The organism is Pseudomonas sp. AC136 (assembly GCF_979258585.1).
Genome location: NZ_OZ409865.1, coordinates 4004188 through 4022698, shown reverse-complemented (window position 1 = coordinate 4022698; position 18511 = coordinate 4004188). Strand labels below are relative to the sequence as shown.

The window sequence follows — 18511 nt, the reverse complement described above, 5'->3', positions numbered from 1 at the left end:
TTTCAAGTTAACTGCGCGCTTTTAGTGGACACACTAAAGCTGTAGCTTACAGAAAAAGGCATTTTTGGTCTACCCACGATGACAACCGTTTAGTCGTCTCAGTGCAGATCAAGCACATCCTGCATATCGTAAAGCCCCGCTGGCTTTTCGTTCAGCCACAGCGCCGAACGCACAGCGCCTCGCGCGAACGTCATGCGACTTGATGCTTTGTGCGTGATCTCAACGCGCTCGCCGTCGGCCGCAAACAGCACCGTGTGGTCGCCAACGATGTCCCCAGCGCGCACGGTAGCGAAGCCGATAGTTTCGCGATCTCGGGCTCCGGTCTGACCTTCACGACCGTATACCGCGACTTTCTGCAGATCACGCCCAAGCGCCTGCGCGACCACTTCGCCCATGCGCACAGCTGTGCCAGAGGGCGCGTCGACTTTATGCCGGTGGTGCGCTTCGAGGATTTCAATATCCACGTCGTCGCCCAACACGCGCGCGGCGGTATCGAGCAACTTCAAGCACAAATTGACGCCGACGCTGAAGTTGGCGGCGAAGACGATCGAGATGTCCTTGCCCGCGTCGGCCAGCCGCTGTTTTTCCTCAACGCTGAAACCGGTAGTGCCGATCACCATGGATTTGCCAGCCTTGCGGCAGACTTCCAGGTTTTTCAGGGTTACGGTGGGATGCGTGAAGTCGATAAGCACATCGAACTGCTCAACCACCTCGGCGAGGTCGCCCACCAGAATTACACCTAACTTGCCCATGCCAGCCAACTCGCCGACATCAGCACCGATCAGACTGCTGTCCGGGCGATCAATTGCGGCTGTCAGCTTGGCGCCATCGGCCTGCTGAATCGCCTCAATCAGGGTTTTGCCCATGCGCCCGGCGGCGCCCACTACGGCTATACGTTGCATTCATCCAGCTCCCAGCTAATAACTTGCAACCGGCGAAGCACTCAGACCTCGCCAGCTCCGTTTACACGTCGCCGAAGAAACGCTTCACGCCTTCAAACCAACCGCTCGCCTTGGGCGAATGGCTGTCGTCGGTGGCAAGCGATTTGCGGAATTCCTCCAGCAACTCGCGCTGACGTTTGTCCAGATTCACCGGCGTTTCCACCGCAACCCGGCACATCAAGTCCCCAGCACCACCACCTCGAACCGGTGCAACGCCCTTGCCGCGCAGACGGAACAGCTTGCCGGTTTGCGTACCTTCCGGAATCTTCAACTTCACGCGACCATCAAGGGTCGGCACTTCCAGTTCGCCACCCAGCGCCGCGTCGGCAAAGCTGATTGGCACGTCGCAGTACAGGTGCTTGCCGTCACGCTGGAAAATCGCGTGCTCGCGCACATTCACCACGACATACAGGTCGCCAGCCGGCCCGCCCATAGCGCCCGCCTCACCTTCGCCAGACAGGCGAATGCGGTCGCCAGTGTCCACGCCCGGCGGCACTTTAACCGACAAGGTTTTGTGTTCTTCAACACGACCATGACCATGGCAGGTGCCGCACGGGTCAGCGATCATCTTGCCGTTACCATGGCAACGCGGGCAGGTTTGCTGCACCGAGAAGAAGCCCTGCTGCATGCGCACCTGACCAATACCGCCACAGGTCGTACAGGTAACCGGACTGGTGCCCTTCTTGGCACCCGAACCATCGCAGGTTTTGCAGTTGACCAGCGTCGGCACGCGAATGGTGACGGTAGTGCCGCGTACGGCTTCTTCCAGATCGAGTTCCAGGGTGTAGCGCAAATCGCTGCCGCGCTGCGCACCGCCGCGCGAACCACCGCGGGCGCCGCCAAAGAAGTCGCTGAATACGTCGCCGAAAATGTCGGAGAAATTCGCCCCGCCAAAGCCGGCACCGCCAGCACCTGCGCCGCCCATGCTCGGGTCGACGCCGGCGTGACCATACTGGTCAAACGCCGCGCGCTTGTTGGCGTCGGACAGCACTTCATAGGCCTCATTGGCCTCTTTGAAGCGCTCTTCAGCTTCTTTGTCGCCAGGGTTCCGGTCCGGATGATGCTTCATCGCCAGGCGTCGGTAAGCCTTTTTCAGCTCGGCTTCGCTCGCGCCACGCTCAACACCCAACACTTCGTAAAAGTCACGCTTAGCCATAATTCTTCAACACTCTTAAATCGGCTTCTCCAGACACGCCAACGCGGGAGCAAGCTCCCGCGTGGCGGATAACGCCCGGCCAACTGGTTAGTTGGCCGGGCTGGAGAGCAAGCAAATGGACGCTTACTTGTTTTCCTTGACCTCTTCAAACTCGGCGTCGACTACATCGTCAGCGCCGCCTTTGGCTTCTTCCTGGCCAGGTGCCGCTTCGCCAGCCTGAGGCTGCTCGGCGTACATTTTCTGAGCCAGCGGAGCGGTCGCTTCGGAGAGCGCAGCCACTTTGGCGTCGATGGTTTCCTTGCTGTCGCCTTTGATAGCCACTTCAAGTTCACCTAGCGCTTTTTCAATCGCAGCTTTCTCATCCGCAGTGGCTTTGTCGCCCGCTTCGGTGATCATCTTACGGGTGGCGTGAACCAATGCGTCGCCTTGGTTACGAGCACCAGCCAGCTCTTCAAACTTGCGATCTTCCTCGGCATTGGCCTCGGCATCACGCACCATTTGTTCGATTTCTTCCTCGGACAGACCGGAGTTGGCCTTGATCACGATGGACTGCTGCTTGCCAGTGGCCTTGTCTTTCGCCGACACGTGCAGGATGCCGTTGGCGTCGATGTCGAAGGTCACTTCAATTTGCGGCACGCCACGCGGTGCTGGCGGAATCTCGGCGAGGTCGAACTTGCCCAGCGACTTGTTCTGCGCGGCTTGCTTACGCTCGCCCTGCAGCACGTGAATGGTCACGGCGCCCTGATTGTCGTCAGCGGTCGAGAACACTTGAGATTTCTTGGTAGGAATCGTGGTGTTTTTCTCGATCAGCGCGGTCATCACGCCGCCCATAGTTTCGATACCCAGGGTCAGCGGGCTAACGTCAAGCAGCAACACGTCTTTCACGTCGCCAGCCAACACGGCGCCTTGAATCGCAGCACCCATGGCCACGGCTTCGTCCGGGTTGACGTCTTTACGCGCTTCTTTACCGAAGAAATCGGTAACCAGCTTCTGCACCAGCGGCATACGGGTTTGACCACCGACGAGAATCACGTCGTGGATCGCGCCGACGTCGATACCGGCGTCTTTCAACGCAATACGGCAAGGCTCGATGGTGCGCTGCACCAGGTCTTCAACCAGCGACTCCAGCTTGGCGCGCGAAATCTTCACGTTCAAGTGCTTAGGACCGCTAGCGTCTGCAGTGATGTACGGCAGGTTGACGTCAGTCTGCTGAGCGGACGACAGCTCAATCTTGGCTTTTTCAGCAGCTTCTTTCAGACGCTGCATCGCCAACGGATCACCTTTAAGGTTGATGCCGCTTTCTTTCTTGAATTCGTCAACGAGGTAGTCGATCAGACGAATATCGAAGTCTTCACCACCCAGGAAAGTGTCGCCGTTAGTGGCCAACACTTCGAACTGGTGCTCGCCGTCGACTTCGGCAATTTCGATTACCGAGATATCGAAGGTACCGCCACCCAGGTCGTAAACGATCACAGTGTGATCGCCCTTAGCCTTGTCCATACCGTAAGCCAGAGCGGCTGCGGTTGGTTCGTTGATGATGCGCTTAACTTCCAGACCAGCAATGCGGCCGGCGTCTTTGGTGGCCTGGCGCTGGCTGTCGTTGAAGTAGGCCGGAACGGTGATTACCGCTTCGGTCACTGGCTCGCCGAGGTAGTCTTCGGCGGTTTTCTTCATTTTCTTCAGCACTTCGGCGGAAATCTGTGGCGGTGCCATTTTCTGGCCCTTCACTTCTACCCAAGCGTCGCCGTTGTCAGCTTTGACAATTTTATACGGCACCATCTCGATGTCTTTCTGTACGACGTTTTCTTCAAAACGACGACCGATCAGACGCTTCACCGCATACAAGGTGTTGTGCGGGTTGGTGACTGCCTGACGCTTGGCCGACTGACCAACAAGGATTTCGCCGTCGTTGGTGTAAGCAATGATCGAAGGAGTGGTACGCGCGCCCTCGGCGTTTTCCAACACCTTGACGCTGCCGTTTTCGAGGATCGAGACGCAGGAGTTGGTGGTCCCCAGGTCGATACCGATAATTCTGCCCATGTTTGCTCTCCTGAAACTGAATTTGGTTGCCGCAGCAGTGGTGGCTAACTGCGGTAGCACTTAAACGCTTGACTGATAAATGGGGGCCTTACGGCGAATTTCAAGCCTGCTCGTCAATCGAAGGTTGCGGCTCGGCTGGCGCCTTGCTGACCACCACCATCGCGGGGCGCAGCAAACGGCCATTGAGCAGATAACCTTTCTGGAACACTTTGAGCACGCTATTGGGCTCAACGTTGGTGGCCTCTTGCATTGCCATCGCCTGATGATGCTCGGCGTTGAACGGCGCGCCGTGCGGGTCAATGGCTTCGAGGTTGTAACGCTTGAGCGTGTCCTGGAACAGCTTGAGCGTCAGCTCGATGCCCTCACGTACAGGCTTGATCGCCTCGTCGTTGGGGTTGGACAGCTCCAGACCACGTTCAAGGCTGTCGACAACCGGCAGCAGGTCGTTGGCAAACTTTTCCAGCGCAAACTTGTGCGCCTTTTCAATATCCTGCTCGGCGCGGCGGCGCACGTTCTGCATGTCAGCCGCAACGCGCAACGCTTGGTCTTGAGCAGCAGCGAGCTGCTCTTCCAACGTTTGCACGCGGGCCGCCAGGTCTTCGCCCACCGCCGACTCGGCAGCATTTTCAATATCTGGATTCTGGGCGTTCTGGGTCTGTTCGTCGGCCATGCGGTTCTCCTCTTTATATCGCTTGCCTGCTCGGGCTAAACCGTTCCGAGCGGTGAGTATTCATGTCGCGAGCCTCAACTCACGGTTCTGCCGCTTATATGGGGCCACAATCTGACGATTCAAGAGCACGAGAGGATTGTCAGGCATAAAACAAACACTGTATAAATAACCAGACTTTATGCCTGGAGCCTCCGCCATGCTGGTACATCTTTCCGTACACAACTACGCCATCGTCGAGCACCTCGACCTCGAGCTGAATGGCGGAATGAGCGTGATCACCGGCGAAACCGGCGCCGGCAAATCCATCATGCTCGACGCCCTCGGCCTCACGCTCGGCGACCGCGCAGACAGCGGCGTGGTGCGCCCCGGCGCCGATAAAGCCGACATTCTCGCCAGCTTCGATCTCGCCGACATTCCCGAAGCCAAGGCCTGGCTGGCCGAGCGCGACCTGGACAATGACGGCCCGTGCATCCTGCGCCGCGTTATCACTGCCGAAGGCCGGTCACGCGGTTACATCAACGGCTCGCCGTGCCCGCAAGGCGACCTGAAAGCCATCGGTGAATTGCTCATCGATATCCACAACCAGCACGAACACCAATCCCTGCTAAAGCCGGAAACACACCGCCGCCTGCTGGATGAATTCGCCGGTAGCCAGGAGCTGGCGCGCCAGGTGCAACTAGCTGCGCAGCGCTGGAAACAAACTCGAAACGAGCTGGAGCGACTGTCCAGCGCCAGCGACGAGCAACGCGCGCGCCATCAGTTGCTCAGCTATCAGCTGGAAGAACTGGACAACCTCGGCCTCGGCGAAAATGAGTTGGAACAGCTTGAGCAGGAACACAAAACCCTGACAAATGCGGAGGGCCTTCTGAGCGCCTGCCGGCTGGTCATTGAGCAATGCAGCGAAAATGACGGTGGCAACGTGCTGTCTGCGCTGACCGGCAGCGTGAGCCGCCTGAGCAATTTCCGCAGCCAACCGGGCTCGCTGGGTGAAGCGGTAAACCTGCTCGCCAGCGCGCAGATTCAAGTGGAAGAAGCGGTTGGCGAACTGAATCGCTTCCTTGACCACTTCGACGCCGACCCCGAGCGTCTCCAGCTCTTGGAAGAACGCCTCGATACTATTTATACCTTGGCGCGCAAGCACCGCATTCTGCCCAGCGAACTGGCGAACCTGCAGCAGCAGTTGTTCGAGGAGCTGGAAAGCCTCAATGCAGACGACCAAGCCACCGAGCGACTCGCCGAAGAGCTGACGGCGTTCGCACGTCATTACCAGGAAAAAGCTGAAGAACTCAGCGCCCTTCGCCACGGCGCCGCCAGCAACCTGGCCCGCGCCGTCGAGGTAGAAATGCAGCGCCTGGGCATGCCCGGCGGACGTTTCACCATCGAACTGCACAACACCAACAGCACCGACCCGCACCCACAAGGTCTGGAACAGGTGGAATTTTTGGTCAGCGCCAACCCGGGCCAGCCGCTTAAAGCGTTGGCGAAGGTTGCCTCTGGCGGCGAGCTGTCGCGGATCAGCCTGGCGATTCAGGTAATCACGGCCCAAACCTCGCGCGTACCCACGTTGGTATTTGACGAAGTGGATGTCGGTATTGGCGGCCCAACGGCCGAAGTGGTCGGCCAATTGCTACGCCGGCTTGGTGAACGGGGCCAGGTGCTGACCGTGACGCACCTTCCGCAAGTGGCCGCGCAAGGGCATCAACATTTGTTCGTACACAAAGCGCGCGGTGATGGCGAAACCCACACGGCCGTGGCGACCCTCGACAGCGCCGGTCGCGTTGAAGAGGTGGCGCGGATGTTGGGCGGCGTGGATCTCACCGAAGAATCTCTGGCCCATGCGAAGAAAATGGTTAGCAGCGCTGCTGCCAACGCTTAAAAAACCGCCGCCATAAAAAACGCCGCGCTCTTTCGAGACGCGGCGTTTTTATTTCGTGAGTCTAAAACGTGGATTGGGGCTTCTGGGCTAGAACCAGGCAAGGCGAGCGACGGCAGAAAAGCACAGCGTACTCAAGTACGTGAGCATTTTATGGTTGCGCTCAACGCAGCATGGCCGACGACCAGAAGATTCCAATTTTACTGCGTATCTAAAAACGTGGATTGGGGCTTCTGGGCTAGAGCCAGGCAAGGCGAGCGACGGCAGAAAAGCGCAGCGTACTCAAGTACGTGAGCATTTTATGGTGGCGCTCAACGCAGCATGGCCGACGACCAGAAGATTCCAATCAACGTTTTTTGCGGACGTAGAGAACCAGGTTGTGATCCACCAGTTCGAAACCATGCTCACGCACGATTTCCTTCTGGCGCTTCTCGATTTCCGCATCGAAGAACTCGATCACTTCGCCGGAATCGACGCAGACCATGTGGTCGTGGTGACCGCCATCGGCCAATTCGAATACGGCATGACCGCCATCGAAGTTATGACGCACCACGAGACCAGCAGCTTCGAACTGAGTCAGTACACGGTAGACCGTGGCCAAGCCCACATCCTCGCCAGCCTCCATCAGTGCCTTGTAGACATCTTCCGCACTCATATGGCGCTGCTCTGCAGAGTCGAGCATCTGCAGAATCTTGACCCGCGGCAGGGTCACTTTCAGGCCAGCTTTACGTAGTTCGCTATTTTCTACCATGGTCAGCTTTCTCGTGGTTGCTGCTTCGCAGCTCCCTTCAATGCAGGTATGATCGGTGGCCAAATTGCCCAGCCAAGATAGTGGAAGTCTCCCACCGATGCAAAACACCAAGCTCTTGCTGACTAGCCTCACCGTTGTGGGCTTACTCGCACTCGCCGGCTGTTCATTCCCCGGGGTTTATAAAATCGACATCCAGCAGGGCAATGTCGTGACGCAGGACATGATAGACCAGTTGAAGCCTGGAATGACCAGACGCCAAGTGCGGTTTATCATGGGCAACCCGATGATTACCGACACCTTCCACGCCAACCGCTGGGACTACCTCTACAGCATCCAGCCCGGTGGCCGTCAGCGCTTGCAAGAACGCGTGAGCATCCTCTTCGACGCCAATGACCAACTGGCAGGCCTTTCCGGTGACTTCATGCCAGGCGTGAGCCGCGACCAGGAAATTCTCGGCCCGGATGACGCCCCAGCCGCAGCGCCGAAAGCGGAAGAAAAAGCCAAGCCCGAAGAGCCCGCCAAACCTGGCTCGCTGCTTGAGAAAATCCAGAAAGACGTTGACGTCGAAACCGTACCGGTTCCAACGCCAACTCCGCTGGAAACCTCGCCTCAGTAATCCTTTACTGGCGACACAAAAAAGCCCGGACCAGTCCGGGCTTTTTGTTGCCTGAAATTCGTAACCGAAGCGCAGAAGGCAGTGCGACGCTTCGCAAGCGAGCCAAGAACAAGGCTACTGCCGCTTAGCCGCCGCCTTTGCCGCTCGCTGCTTACGCACCTCTTTAGGATCGGCCAGCAAGGGCCGGTAAATTTCCACCCGATCCCCCTCCGCCAACACACGCACCTGCGGGTCTGCCAGCGTCTTGCCGAAGATTCCGAGCGGGCAGGTTTGCAGATCCAGTTCGGCAAACGTTGCCGTCAGGCCGCACCGCTCTACGGCTTGCCGCGCCGTCGTACCCGCCGGCACCTGCAACGGCAACAGGTGTTGCTCATCGGCCAGGGCATATACCACTTCAACCGTAATCAGCGCTTCAGCCATACAACTCTTTAGCCCGCTGGCAGAACGCATCCACCAAGGTGTTAGCAGCCTGGTTGAACAGCGGCCCCAGCGTGGCACGCACCAGTTGCCCGGAATACTCAAAGGAAAGGTCCAAGCTGATTTTGCAGGCCTTGTCGGTCAGCGCCTTGAACTGCCAGACGCCGTGCAATTCGGTGAATGGGCCTTCTTCCAGATTCATCTCGATGCTTTGGCCATTGACCAGCGTATTGCGTGTGACGAAGCGCTGGCTCAATCCACCTTTTGCCACTTCCAGACTCGCGCGCATCAAGGTGTCGGTTTCCTCGATCACGGTGGTCGAGGCGCACCAGGGTAGGAAGCCCGGGTAACTCGCCACGTCATTAACCAGGTCGAATAGCGCCTGGGCCGGATACGGCAGTAAAGCGGAGCGTTGAATATGGGTGGTCATGCAAATCTCACTTAAATAACTGCGTAGCGAACACGATGAGGATACCCAGCGGCGCGACATAACGCATAAGGAAGAAGGTAATGGCGAACAAGCGACGATTGCGCATCGCCAGTTCATCACGGACCGCCTCGCGTCCCATGATCCAGCCGGCGAACACCACGAAGGTCAGCGCGCCGAGCGGCAGCATGATGCGTGAGGTGAAAAAGTCGATGACGCCAAACAGGTCCAGCCCACCGGCAGCACCCCACTGATAAAGCTGAAACCCTTCGCCTTCACTGATAAAGAACTTGGCCTCTTTCCAAATGTTGAACGAGAACACCGTACCGAGCCCAACAAACCAGCAACTGAAGGCCAGCGCCGAGGTGATCTTGGCGCGACTGAAACGGGTGCGCTCAACCAGATAAGCCACCATCGGCTCCAACAGCGAAATCGCCGAACTCCAAGCCGCAACGGTGACAAGCACAAAAAACACCACGCCAATCACCTGACCGAACGCCACATTGCCAAAGGCGAGCGGCAAGGTAACGAACATCAGCCCCGGCCCTTCGCCCGCGTTCAAACCGGCGGCGAACACGATCGGGAACAACGCCAAGCCGGCGACCAGCGACACGAAGGTGTCCAGCAACGCGACACCCACTACCGTGCCGGTGATGGACGTTTGCTTGGGCATGTACGCCCCATACACCAGGATGGCGCCGATCCCCACGCTCAACGAGAAAAACGCGTGCCCCATAGCTGGCAGCAAACCATCCATGAGTTTCGAAGGGTCGAGGTGGAACATAAACCGCACGCCCTCCATGAAATGGCCGGTGGTCAGGCTGTAGCCGAGCAAAATCAGCAGCAGCACAAACAACAGCGGCATCATCACCCGCAGGCTGCTTTCCAGCCCTTCGACCACGCCGCGAGCGATCACCACAGCTGACAACAGCATGAAAGCAGAGTGCCAAAGGATCAGCCGCCAGGGGTCAGCCACCATATCGGCGAAATAGCGCGCGGCTTGTTCGCCATCGATGTTCTGAAATTTCCCCCAGCCAACGCCGAGGATGTAGTCCAAAGCCCAGCCGCCTACCACGCTATAAAAGGAAAGAATCAACAGCGCAGTGACCATTCCGGCGAACGCTGCCCATGACCATTTACCCGCATGGGCGGTGTGAGCGGCGAGCGCTCGCAGGGCGTTGGCAGGGCTCAAGCGGGAGCGGCGACCAATCAAGGTCTCCGCCACCATCACCGGCACACCCAGCAGCGCGATGCACAGCAAAAACATCAACACGAACGCGCCGCCGCCATACACGCCGGTCATGTACGGGAATTTCCAGATACTGCCCAGCCCTACCGCCGAGCCGGTTGCGGCGAAAATAAATACCCAGCGGCTAGCCCACGAGCCGTGAACCGAAACCTTGTCGCCTGCCATAAAAAACCTGCCGGTTGATGCGGCCCAAGGGAGGCCGAAAAGAAGAGGCGCGCATTGTCCGAGATTCACCCCTGCCCCTCAAGGGCACGCGCCGTGATGGCAACACGAGCAGCCTTAGCGTAGCGGCTGCGTAAACTGTCGCCAGCAGCAAGACTGTTGCTTATAATGCCGCGCCTATGGCCAAGCAAAAAAAACACCCTCAGGGCACCATCGCCCAAAACAAGAAAGCCCGTCACGACTACTTCATCGAACATAAATTCGAAGCAGGTCTGGTGCTCGCTGGCTGGGAAGTCAAAAGCCTGCGCGCCGGTAAAGCGCAGTTAGTCGACAGCTACGTATTGCTGAAAAACGACGAAGCCTGGCTCATCGGCGCGCACATCGCGCCCCTAACTGCCGCCAGCACCCACGTTATTGCCGACCCGGTTCGCACCCGCAAATTGCTGCTCAACAAGCGCGAAATCGAGAAGCTCACCTCCTCGGTGCAGCAGAAAGGTTACGCCTGCGTGGCGCTGTCCATTTATTGGAAAGCGCACCTGATCAAGTGCGAAATCGGCTTGGGCAAAGGTAAGAAGGAATACGACAAACGCCACACCGAGCGTGAGCGCGATTCCGACCGCGAGCTGCAACGCGCCGTCCGCACCAAAGGCAAGGACGACTAACACCGCCCAACCTGCTGCATCCAAAAGCATCGCGGCTGAAACCGCCCCCACGACTCGCACAGTCTGTAGGAGCGGTTTCAGCCGCGATGCTTTTTTGCTTCAGCGCGTTTAAAACCCCTGCCGCCGCTCCGCCCGCGCCACGCGCTGCGCCTCTTGCAGCCCTTCGGCCAGCACTTCCTGTACGTAATGAATATGGCGATTGGAAACTTCCCGCGCCTCTTCCGCGCGTCCGTCAATAATCGCTTGATACAGCTCGCCGTGCTGCTGCATAAGCATTTTCCGTGTCTCGCTGCGCAGGGCGTACATGCCGCCGATGTTGGTCACCACGTTGCGCTTAAGTAGGTCGAACAGCCCGCGAATGGTGTGGAGCAAAACTGCATTGTGGCTGGCTTCGGCAATGGCCAGATGAAAGCGCGCATCCGCCGCGCCCTCTTCGGCGCGACTGACTTTCCCTTCGCTGGCGTAGCACTGTTGCAGCGCTTCGAATGCCTCGCGCAGGCGCTGATGGTCCAGTTCAGTGGCCCGTTGCGCCGCATAAAACGCGCACGAGCCTTCCAGGGTGTGGCGAAACTCCAACAAGTCCCGTTGCGCCTCCGGGTTGCTCTCCAGCAGATGCAGCAGCGGATCACTGAAGGTCGAGCCCAGCGATTCCGCCACATAGTTACCGCCGCCCTGACGGCTGACTAGAAGCCCCTTGGCCGCCAGCTTCTGAATGGCTTCACGCAACGAAGGGCGCGACACACCGAATTGTTCCGCCAGCGTTCGCTCGGCCGGCAAACGCTCCCCTGCTTTGAGCGTGCCTTCCAAAATCATGCGTTCCAGCTGCGAAACGATATCGTCCGACAAGCGGCGCTGTTGAATATGACCGAACCCCATGCCTTTCTCCGCTACGCCCGATTTCAAATCGCGACCGTTCTGGCCTGCGCCTGAGACGCGTCGGCAGCAGCCTAACGACCGCGCCATTCATCTCACAAGAATTACCCGACTCCGCCCACCCCAAGACCAAAGTCGTATGTAGGCAAATTGACAGAGTCTGTGTAGGGCTTTTACCCTGAGCCGTCGAATTTGTAAATTGGTATGACCAATTAACCGACACGCAAGTTGAGCACACCCATCCCGCCACAAAGCGCCTGGACCGTGACCCAACACCCAGGCACACCCAACAATAATCAGGGAGCCAACCGACGATGCAAACCTGGCAACAGCTGTACACCCCACTGGGCAGTCTTGGGCTGTCCGCCCTGGCGGCCGTCGTACCGATCGTTTTCTTTTTCCTTGCGCTCGCCGTGTTTCGCCTCAAAGGCCACGTGGCGGGCAGCATCACCCTGGCGTTGTCGATCGTCATCGCCATCGTCGCCTTCCAGATGCCGGCGGACATGGCGTTTGCCGCCGCCGGCTACGGATTTATGTACGGCCTCTGGCCAATCGCGTGGATCATCGTCGCGGCGGTATTTCTCTACAAACTGACCGTGAAGAGCGGCCAGTTCGAAATCATCCGCAGCTCCGTGCTTTCCGTTACCGACGACCAACGCTTGCAGGTGTTGCTGATCGGTTTTGCTTTTGGCGCGTTCCTCGAAGGCGCGGCGGGCTTCGGCGCGCCGGTAGCGATTACCGCCGCGTTGCTGGTGGGCCTGGGCTTCAACCCGTTGTATGCGGCGGGCCTGTGCCTGATCGCCAACACCGCACCGGTGGCATTCGGCGCGCTGGGCATTCCGATCATCGTCGCAGGCCAGGTGACGGGTATCGACGCCTTCAAGATCGGCGCCATGGCCGGCCGCCAACTGCCGCTGCTGTCGGTGATCGTGCCGTTCTGGCTGGTGGCGATGATGGATGGCTGGCGCGGCATTAAAGAAACCTGGCCGGCAGCATTGGTGGCCGGGCTGTCGTTTGCGATCACTCAGTACTTCACCTCGAACTTCATCGGCCCGGAATTGCCCGACATCACCTCCGCACTCGTCAGCCTGGTGTCGCTCACCTTGTTCCTGAAAGTGTGGCAGCCGCGTCGCAGCGCCAATGCGCAAATTGCCGGCGCTACGGGTGGCAATGCAGTGGCGAGCGTGGGCGGTTTCGGCCAACCGCATACGACCACCGCTTCGCCCTATAGCCTGGGTGAAATATTCAAAGCCTGGTCGCCCTTCCTGATTCTCACCGTGCTGGTGACCATCTGGACGCTCAAGCCCTTCAAGGCCATGTTTGCGGCGGGCGGTGCGATGTACAGCACCGTGTTTAATTTCGCGATTCCGCACCTGGATCAGTTGGTGATCAAAACGGCGCCTATCGTTACAGCGCCAACGGCCATTCCGGCGATCTTCAAGCTCGATCCGATTTCAGCCACCGGCACGGCGATTTTCTTCTCAGCGCTCATCTCCATGCTGATCCTGAAAATCGACTTCAGAACTGGTCTGACCACTTTTAAAGAAACCCTGTACGAATTGCGCTGGCCGATCCTGTCCATCGGCATGGTGCTGGCCTTTGCCTTTGTCACCAACTACTCGGGCATGTCCTCGACCATGGCCTTGGTACTCGCTGGCACTGGCGCGGCCTTTCCGTTCTTCTCACCGTTTCTTGGCTGGCTGGGCGTGTTTCTGACCGGATCGGATACCTCCTCCAACGCGCTCTTTAGCTCGTTGCAAGCCACCACCGCGCATCAAATTGGTGTGAACGACACCCTGTTGGTGGCCGCCAATACCAGCGGCGGCGTGACGGGCAAAATGATCTCGCCGCAGTCAATTGCCGTGGCCTGCGCCGCGACCGGCCTGGTGGGCAAGGAGTCGGATCTGTTCCGCTTCACCCTCAAGCACAGCCTGATCTTCGCCGCTTTTGTCGGCCTGATCACCCTGGCCCAGGCTTATTGGCTTACCGGCATGTTGGTGCATTAAACCCGCTGGCGCCGCCCCGCCGCTGCGGGTGTCGGCGCTGAACTGAACGAGGCGGCTCGCCGCTTCGGGTCTTTTTCCACACGGGACGACCCTATGATTATTTCCGCTTCTTCCGACTACCGGATCGCCGCCCAACGCAAGCTGCCGCCGTTTCTCTTTCATTACATCGACGGTGGCGCCTACGCCGAGTACACCTTGCGGCGCAACGTAGAGGACTTGGCCAGCATCGCCCTGCGCCAGCGCGTCCTGCGCAATATGTCTGAGCTGAGCCTGGAAACCCGGCTATTCAACGAAACCTTGGCCATGCCCGTGGCGCTGTCACCTGTCGGCCTGACCGGCATGTATGCGCGCCGGGGCGAAGTGCAGGCCGCCAAAGCCGCCGCCGCCAAAGGTATTCCGTTCACCTTGTCGACCGTTTCGGTGTGCCCCATCGAAGAAGTAGCGCCCGCCATCGACCGCCCCATGTGGTTCCAGCTGTACGTGCTTAAAGACCGTGGCTTTATGAAAAACGCCCTGGAGCGCGCCAAGGCAGCCGGTGTGACCACACTGGTATTCACCGTCGACATGCCAGTGCCTGGCGCCCGCTACCGCGACGCCCATTCCGGCATGAGCGGCGCCAACGCGCCGATGCGCCGCATGTTGCAAGCCATTACCCATCCGAGCTGGGCGTGGGATGTCGGCCTGCTTGGCCGCCCGCACGACCTTGGCAACATCTCCGCGTACCGAGGCAACCCCACCGGGCTGGCCGACTACATTGGCTGGCTGGGTGCCAACTTCGACCCGTCGATTTCGTGGAAAGACCTGGAATGGATCCGCGATTTCTGGGACGGCCCGATGGTGATCAAAGGCATCCTCGACCCAGAAGACGCCAAAGACGCGGTGAAATTCGGCGCCGATGGCATCGTCGTCTCCAACCACGGTGGCCGTCAGCTCGACGGCGTATTGTCGAGCGCCCGCGCCATGCCGGCCATCGCCGACGCCGTCAAAGGCGACCTGGCGATTCTGGCTGACTCCGGCATTCGCAACGGCCTCGACGTGGTGCGCATGATCGCCCTGGGCGCAGACACGGTCATGCTCGGCCGCGCGTTTATTTACGCCCTGGCCGCAGCGGGCGGTGCCGGTGTGACTAACCTGCTGGAGCTGATCGAAAAGGAAATACGCGTGGCCATGGTGCTGACGGGCGCCAAAACCATCGCCGACATCAACGCCGACTCACTGGTGCGCGAACTCGGCCAGCCCGTGATTGAGCAATTTCAGCAGTAACCCGCGCCATCGTTCAGGAGTTGCCCTTTGAGTTTGCCCACTGCTTTCCTCGCCGCCGTCGAACAGCTGATTCCGCGCGAGCGGCGTTTCGACGACGCGCTGTCCACCTTGGCCTTCGGCACGGACGCCAGTTTCTATCGGCTGATTCCCAAGCTGGTCGTGCGTGTCGAAAGCGAAGACGAAGTGGTGCAACTGCTGCAACTGGCACACGCCGAACAGGTGCCGGTCACCTTTCGCGCGGCGGGCACCAGCTTGTCGGGCCAAGCCATCAGCGACTCGGTATTGATCGTGCTGGGCGATAACTGGAACGGCCGTGAGATTCGTCAGAACGGTGCGCAGATTCGTCTGCAACCTGGCGTCATCGGCGCCCAGGCCAACGCCTGGCTGGCGCCGTTCGGGCGCAAGATCGGCCCGGATCCAGCCTCGATCAACGCCTGCAAAATTGGCGGCATCGTCGCCAACAACGCCAGCGGCATGTGCTGCGGCACGGCGCAAAACACCTACCACACGCTCGGCGGCATGCGCCTGGTATTGGCCGACGGCACACGCCTGGACAGCGAAGACCCGGTCAGCGTCGCCGCCTTTCACGGCACCCATGGCGCCCTGTTGGAGCAGCTCGCTGAACTGGGCCGCAGCACCCGCGCAAACACCGAGCTGGCGGCGAAAATTCGGCACAAGTACCGCCTGAAAAACACCACCGGTTTGTCGCTCAACGCTCTGGTTGACTACGACCAGCCGCTCGACATCCTCACTCACCTGCTGGTGGGCTCCGAAGGCACGCTCGGCTTTATCAGCGCCGTGACCTACGACACCGTTATCGATCACCCGCATAAAGCCTCGGCGCTGATCGTATTCACCGATGTAGAGAGCTGCTGCAACGCCGTGACCGTGCTGAAAAGCCAACCGGTTTCAGCGGTGGAACTGCTCGACCGACGCAGTCTGCGCTCGGTGGAAAACAAAGTCGGCATGCCGGCATTCGTTCGCGAATTGTCAGCGGGCGCGTGCGCGTTGCTAATCGAATCCCGCGCGGCCAGCGACAGTCTGCTGCACGAACAAATCGGCCTGATCATGGCCTCGCTCGCCGGCTTTCCGGTGGAAAAACAGGTCGACTTCAGCACCGATCCGTCGGTGTACAACCAGCTCTGGGCGATTCGCAAAGACACCTTCCCCGCCGTCGGTGCGGTGCGCGAGACCGGCACCACGGTGGTCATTGAAGACGTGACCTTTCCGGTCGAACACCTGGCCACCGGCGTCAACCGCCTGATTGCCCTGTTCGACAAGCACCGCTACGACGAGGCGATCCTGTTCGGCCATGCGCTGGAGGGCAATTTACACTTCGTCTTCACCCAGGCCTTCGACACGCCGGAAAAAGTGGCGCGCTACTCGGCGTTTATGGACGACGTCGCGCAGCTTGTGGCGGTGGAATTTGGCGGGTCGCTGAAAGCGGAACACGGCACCGGGCGCAACATGGCGCCGTTCGTGGAATTGGAATGGGGCAGCGACGCGTATCAACTGATGTGGCAGCTCAAACGGCTGCTCGATCCGCGCGGCATTCTTAACCCGGACGTGGTGCTCAGCGAGGATCCGCAGGTGCACCTCAAGCACCTGAAACCGCTGCCGGCCGCCGACGAGATCGTCGACAAATGCATTGAGTGCGGCTTCTGCGAGCCGGTGTGTCCCTCGAAGGGCCTGACGCTGAGTCCGCGCCAACGCATCGTGATCTGGCGCGACATTCAAGCCAAGCAACGGGGTGGCCTCGACACCACCGACCTGGAGCGCGACTTCCACTACCAAGGCATCGACACCTGCGCCGCCACCGGCCTCTGTGCGCAGCGCTGTCCGGTCGGGATCAACACCGGCGAGCTGGTGAAAAAACTGCGCGCGCAAAGCGCCGACCAAGGCAAAGCCGCCGACTGGCTGAGCAACAATTTTCACACCGCCTTGCAAGGTGCGCGCTTCACCCTTCATGTCGCCAACGGCGCGCGCATGCTGCTCGGCGCGCCACGCCTGGCAAAGGTTTCGGCGTGGTTTAGCAAGGCCTCGAAACAGCGCGTTCCGCAGTGGTCACCGGCCATGCCGCAACCCGAACGGGCGGTTCGCTTCACCCCGCCCGTAGAAGATGCAAGGCCGCGCGTGGTGTACCTGGCAGCCTGTGTTTCCCGCGCCATGGGCCCCGCAGCGGCGGATCGTGAACAACAGTCGCTATTCGGCAAAACCCAAAGCTTGCTGGAAAAAGCCGGCTATCAAGTGGTGTTTCCGAGCAATCTGGACAACCTCTGCTGCGGCCAGCCCTTCGCCTCGAAAGGCTACAACGAGCAGGCAGACGCCAAACGCCAGGAACTGATCAACGCCCTGCTTGAAGCCAGCCGTGGCGGGCTCGACCCGATCTACTGCGACACCAGCCCGTGCACGCTTCGGCTGGTGCAAGACCTGAGCGAACCGCGCCTGGACCTTTACGATCCGGTGCGCTTCATCCGCACCCACTTGCTCGACAAGCTGACATTCGTGCCCCAGGACGCGCCCATCGCCGTACACGTAACGTGCAGCACCCAACACCTCGGCGAAAGCCAGGCGCTGATCGACCTGGCGCGCCTGTGCAGCAAAAATGTGGTGGTGCCCGAAGGCATTCATTGCTGCGGTTTCGCTGGCGACAAAGGCTTCACCACGCCGCAGTTGAACGCCCACGCCTTGCGCAGTTTGAAAGACGCCGTGCAGCACTGCGACGAAGGCATTTCCACCAGCCGCACCTGTGAAATTGGCCTGAGCCAACATAGCGGCATCGACTACCACAGCCTGGTGTATCTGGTGGATCGGGTGACGCAGCCGCGGGTGCCGTCGGCGTAGGGCCGGGCGGTTGGGATTCGGTGCGAGCAGGACGGCATTAGTGCATCGGGCCGATCGCGGCTGAAGCCGCTCCTACAAAAATCGGGTGAGAAAAGGCTGGAAAAAACACTGAACCGCTTCGTTTAGGTGAAAGTCCATCTGTATACGCCCGCTGATAAAGCGGGTTTTGACAGTCTCGCCCCCTCACGGCTCCGCGAGCCCCAACCCGGGGTTCTGGACGAGAGCTGCAGCCACGAGAAGGAGATTCACCATGAAGCGCACCGCCTTGCTGTACCCAGCGGCACTACTGTCCGCGACTCTGATGGCATCACCTGTTTTCGCCGCCGACCTGTGCGAAGCCAACCTGCAGAAAATCCAGGACACCCTGACCACCAAGCAGGCCACGATGAGCGAGTCGCTGAAGACTCAAGTGATGGAACTGCAAACCTCCGCCAAGCAAGCGAAAGCCGCTGGCGATGAGAAGAAATGCGTGGAAGCCTCGGCCATGGCCGTGCAACGCCTCGAAGCGCCGAACACCGAAGGCAGCGGCGACAGCGGTGGCGGCAGCGGCGGTAGCTGATT

16 protein-coding genes are annotated in these 18511 nt (G+C 59.6%); 7 read left to right on the top strand and 9 right to left on the bottom strand.

All coding sequences use genetic code 11. The features are described from left to right. Positions 1-98: 98 nt before the first annotated feature. The 4 genes from dapB to grpE form a co-directional block, all read right to left on the bottom strand. The gene (dapB, locus tag ACZZZU_RS17985; RefSeq protein WP_463381671.1) at positions 99-902 is read right to left on the bottom strand and encodes a 4-hydroxy-tetrahydrodipicolinate reductase; all 804 of its coding nucleotides are present in this window, start codon (positions 900-902) and stop codon (positions 99-101) included. Positions 903-963: 61 nt separating this feature from the next. Then, entirely contained in the window at positions 964-2097 is a 1134-nt protein-coding gene (gene dnaJ, locus ACZZZU_RS17980; RefSeq protein WP_463381670.1) for a molecular chaperone DnaJ, read from the bottom strand. Between the two features lie 123 nt (positions 2098-2220). Next, the gene (dnaK, locus tag ACZZZU_RS17975) at positions 2221-4137 is read right to left on the bottom strand and encodes a molecular chaperone DnaK (protein ID WP_122493075.1); all 1917 of its coding nucleotides are present in this window, start codon (positions 4135-4137) and stop codon (positions 2221-2223) included. 100 nt (positions 4138-4237) lie between these two features. Then, positions 4238-4867 (bottom strand): nucleotide exchange factor GrpE, encoded by a 630-nt coding sequence (gene grpE, locus ACZZZU_RS17970; protein WP_277342729.1) that lies wholly within the window; start codon positions 4865-4867, stop codon positions 4238-4240. A 136-nt stretch (positions 4868-5003) separates the two neighbouring features. Between grpE and recN the strand changes: the two genes are divergently transcribed. After that, on the top strand, positions 5004-6683 hold the full coding sequence (gene recN, locus ACZZZU_RS17965) for a DNA repair protein RecN (protein WP_463381669.1): 1680 nt from the start codon (positions 5004-5006) through the stop codon (positions 6681-6683). 343 nt (positions 6684-7026) lie between these two features. Here the strand turns inward: recN and fur are convergent, their stop codons facing one another. Next, complete coding sequence (gene fur, locus ACZZZU_RS17960; protein WP_122454032.1) at positions 7027-7431, bottom strand: ferric iron uptake transcriptional regulator; 405 nt, start codon at positions 7429-7431, stop codon at positions 7027-7029. A 97-nt stretch (positions 7432-7528) separates the two neighbouring features. Here fur and ACZZZU_RS17955 point away from each other — a divergent pair, with 97 nt between their 5' ends. After that, positions 7529-8047, top strand: coding sequence for an outer membrane protein assembly factor BamE (locus tag ACZZZU_RS17955; RefSeq protein ID WP_463541048.1), 519 nt, complete (start codon positions 7529-7531; stop codon positions 8045-8047). Positions 8048-8161: 114 nt separating this feature from the next. Here the strand turns inward: ACZZZU_RS17955 and ACZZZU_RS17950 are convergent, their stop codons facing one another. The 3 genes from ACZZZU_RS17950 to ACZZZU_RS17940 are packed head-to-tail and all read right to left on the bottom strand — an operon-like array spanning position 8162 to position 10305. Further along, positions 8162-8467: an RnfH family protein gene (locus tag ACZZZU_RS17950; protein WP_463551376.1), complete on the bottom strand. Its 306-nt coding sequence runs from the start codon at positions 8465-8467 to the stop codon at positions 8162-8164. Beyond that, a complete protein-coding gene (locus ACZZZU_RS17945; protein ID WP_463551375.1) occupies positions 8460-8894 on the bottom strand; it encodes a type II toxin-antitoxin system RatA family toxin in 435 nt (144 codons plus the stop codon). The genes ACZZZU_RS17950 and ACZZZU_RS17945 overlap by 8 nt, the downstream gene beginning before the upstream one ends. Before the next feature lie 7 nt (positions 8895-8901). Continuing rightward, positions 8902-10305, bottom strand: a complete 1404-nt coding sequence (locus ACZZZU_RS17940; RefSeq protein WP_463551374.1) for a sodium-dependent transporter — start codon at positions 10303-10305, stop codon at positions 8902-8904. Between the two features lie 176 nt (positions 10306-10481). On the opposite strand from ACZZZU_RS17940, the gene smpB reads away from it, so the two are divergent. Then, entirely contained in the window at positions 10482-10964 is a 483-nt protein-coding gene (smpB, locus tag ACZZZU_RS17935; RefSeq protein ID WP_122493082.1) for an SsrA-binding protein SmpB, read from the top strand. A 108-nt stretch (positions 10965-11072) separates the two neighbouring features. On the opposite strand, the gene ACZZZU_RS17930 is transcribed toward smpB, so the two are convergent. Then, complete coding sequence (locus tag ACZZZU_RS17930) at positions 11073-11840, bottom strand: FCD domain-containing protein (RefSeq protein ID WP_122493083.1); 768 nt, start codon at positions 11838-11840, stop codon at positions 11073-11075. Between the two features lie 311 nt (positions 11841-12151). Here ACZZZU_RS17930 and ACZZZU_RS17925 point away from each other — a divergent pair, with 311 nt between their 5' ends. The 4 genes from ACZZZU_RS17925 to ACZZZU_RS17910 all read left to right on the top strand — a co-directional run bounded on the left by ACZZZU_RS17925 (position 12152) and on the right by ACZZZU_RS17910 (position 18509). After that, positions 12152-13843 carry a lactate permease LctP family transporter gene (locus ACZZZU_RS17925; RefSeq protein ID WP_463551373.1) on the top strand — a complete coding sequence of 564 codons (1692 nt, stop codon included), beginning with the start codon at positions 12152-12154 and terminating at the stop codon, positions 13841-13843. A 93-nt stretch (positions 13844-13936) separates the two neighbouring features. Further along, on the top strand, positions 13937-15106 hold the full coding sequence (lldD, locus tag ACZZZU_RS17920) for an FMN-dependent L-lactate dehydrogenase LldD (RefSeq protein WP_122493085.1): 1170 nt from the start codon (positions 13937-13939) through the stop codon (positions 15104-15106). Positions 15107-15133: 27 nt separating this feature from the next. After that, the gene (locus ACZZZU_RS17915) at positions 15134-17950 is read left to right on the top strand and encodes an FAD-binding and (Fe-S)-binding domain-containing protein (RefSeq protein ID WP_463551372.1); all 2817 of its coding nucleotides are present in this window, start codon (positions 15134-15136) and stop codon (positions 17948-17950) included. Positions 17951-18200: 250 nt separating this feature from the next. Then, positions 18201-18509, top strand: a complete 309-nt coding sequence (locus ACZZZU_RS17910) for a hypothetical protein (protein WP_122493087.1) — start codon at positions 18201-18203, stop codon at positions 18507-18509. The last annotated feature ends 2 nt before the right edge of the window (positions 18510-18511 follow it).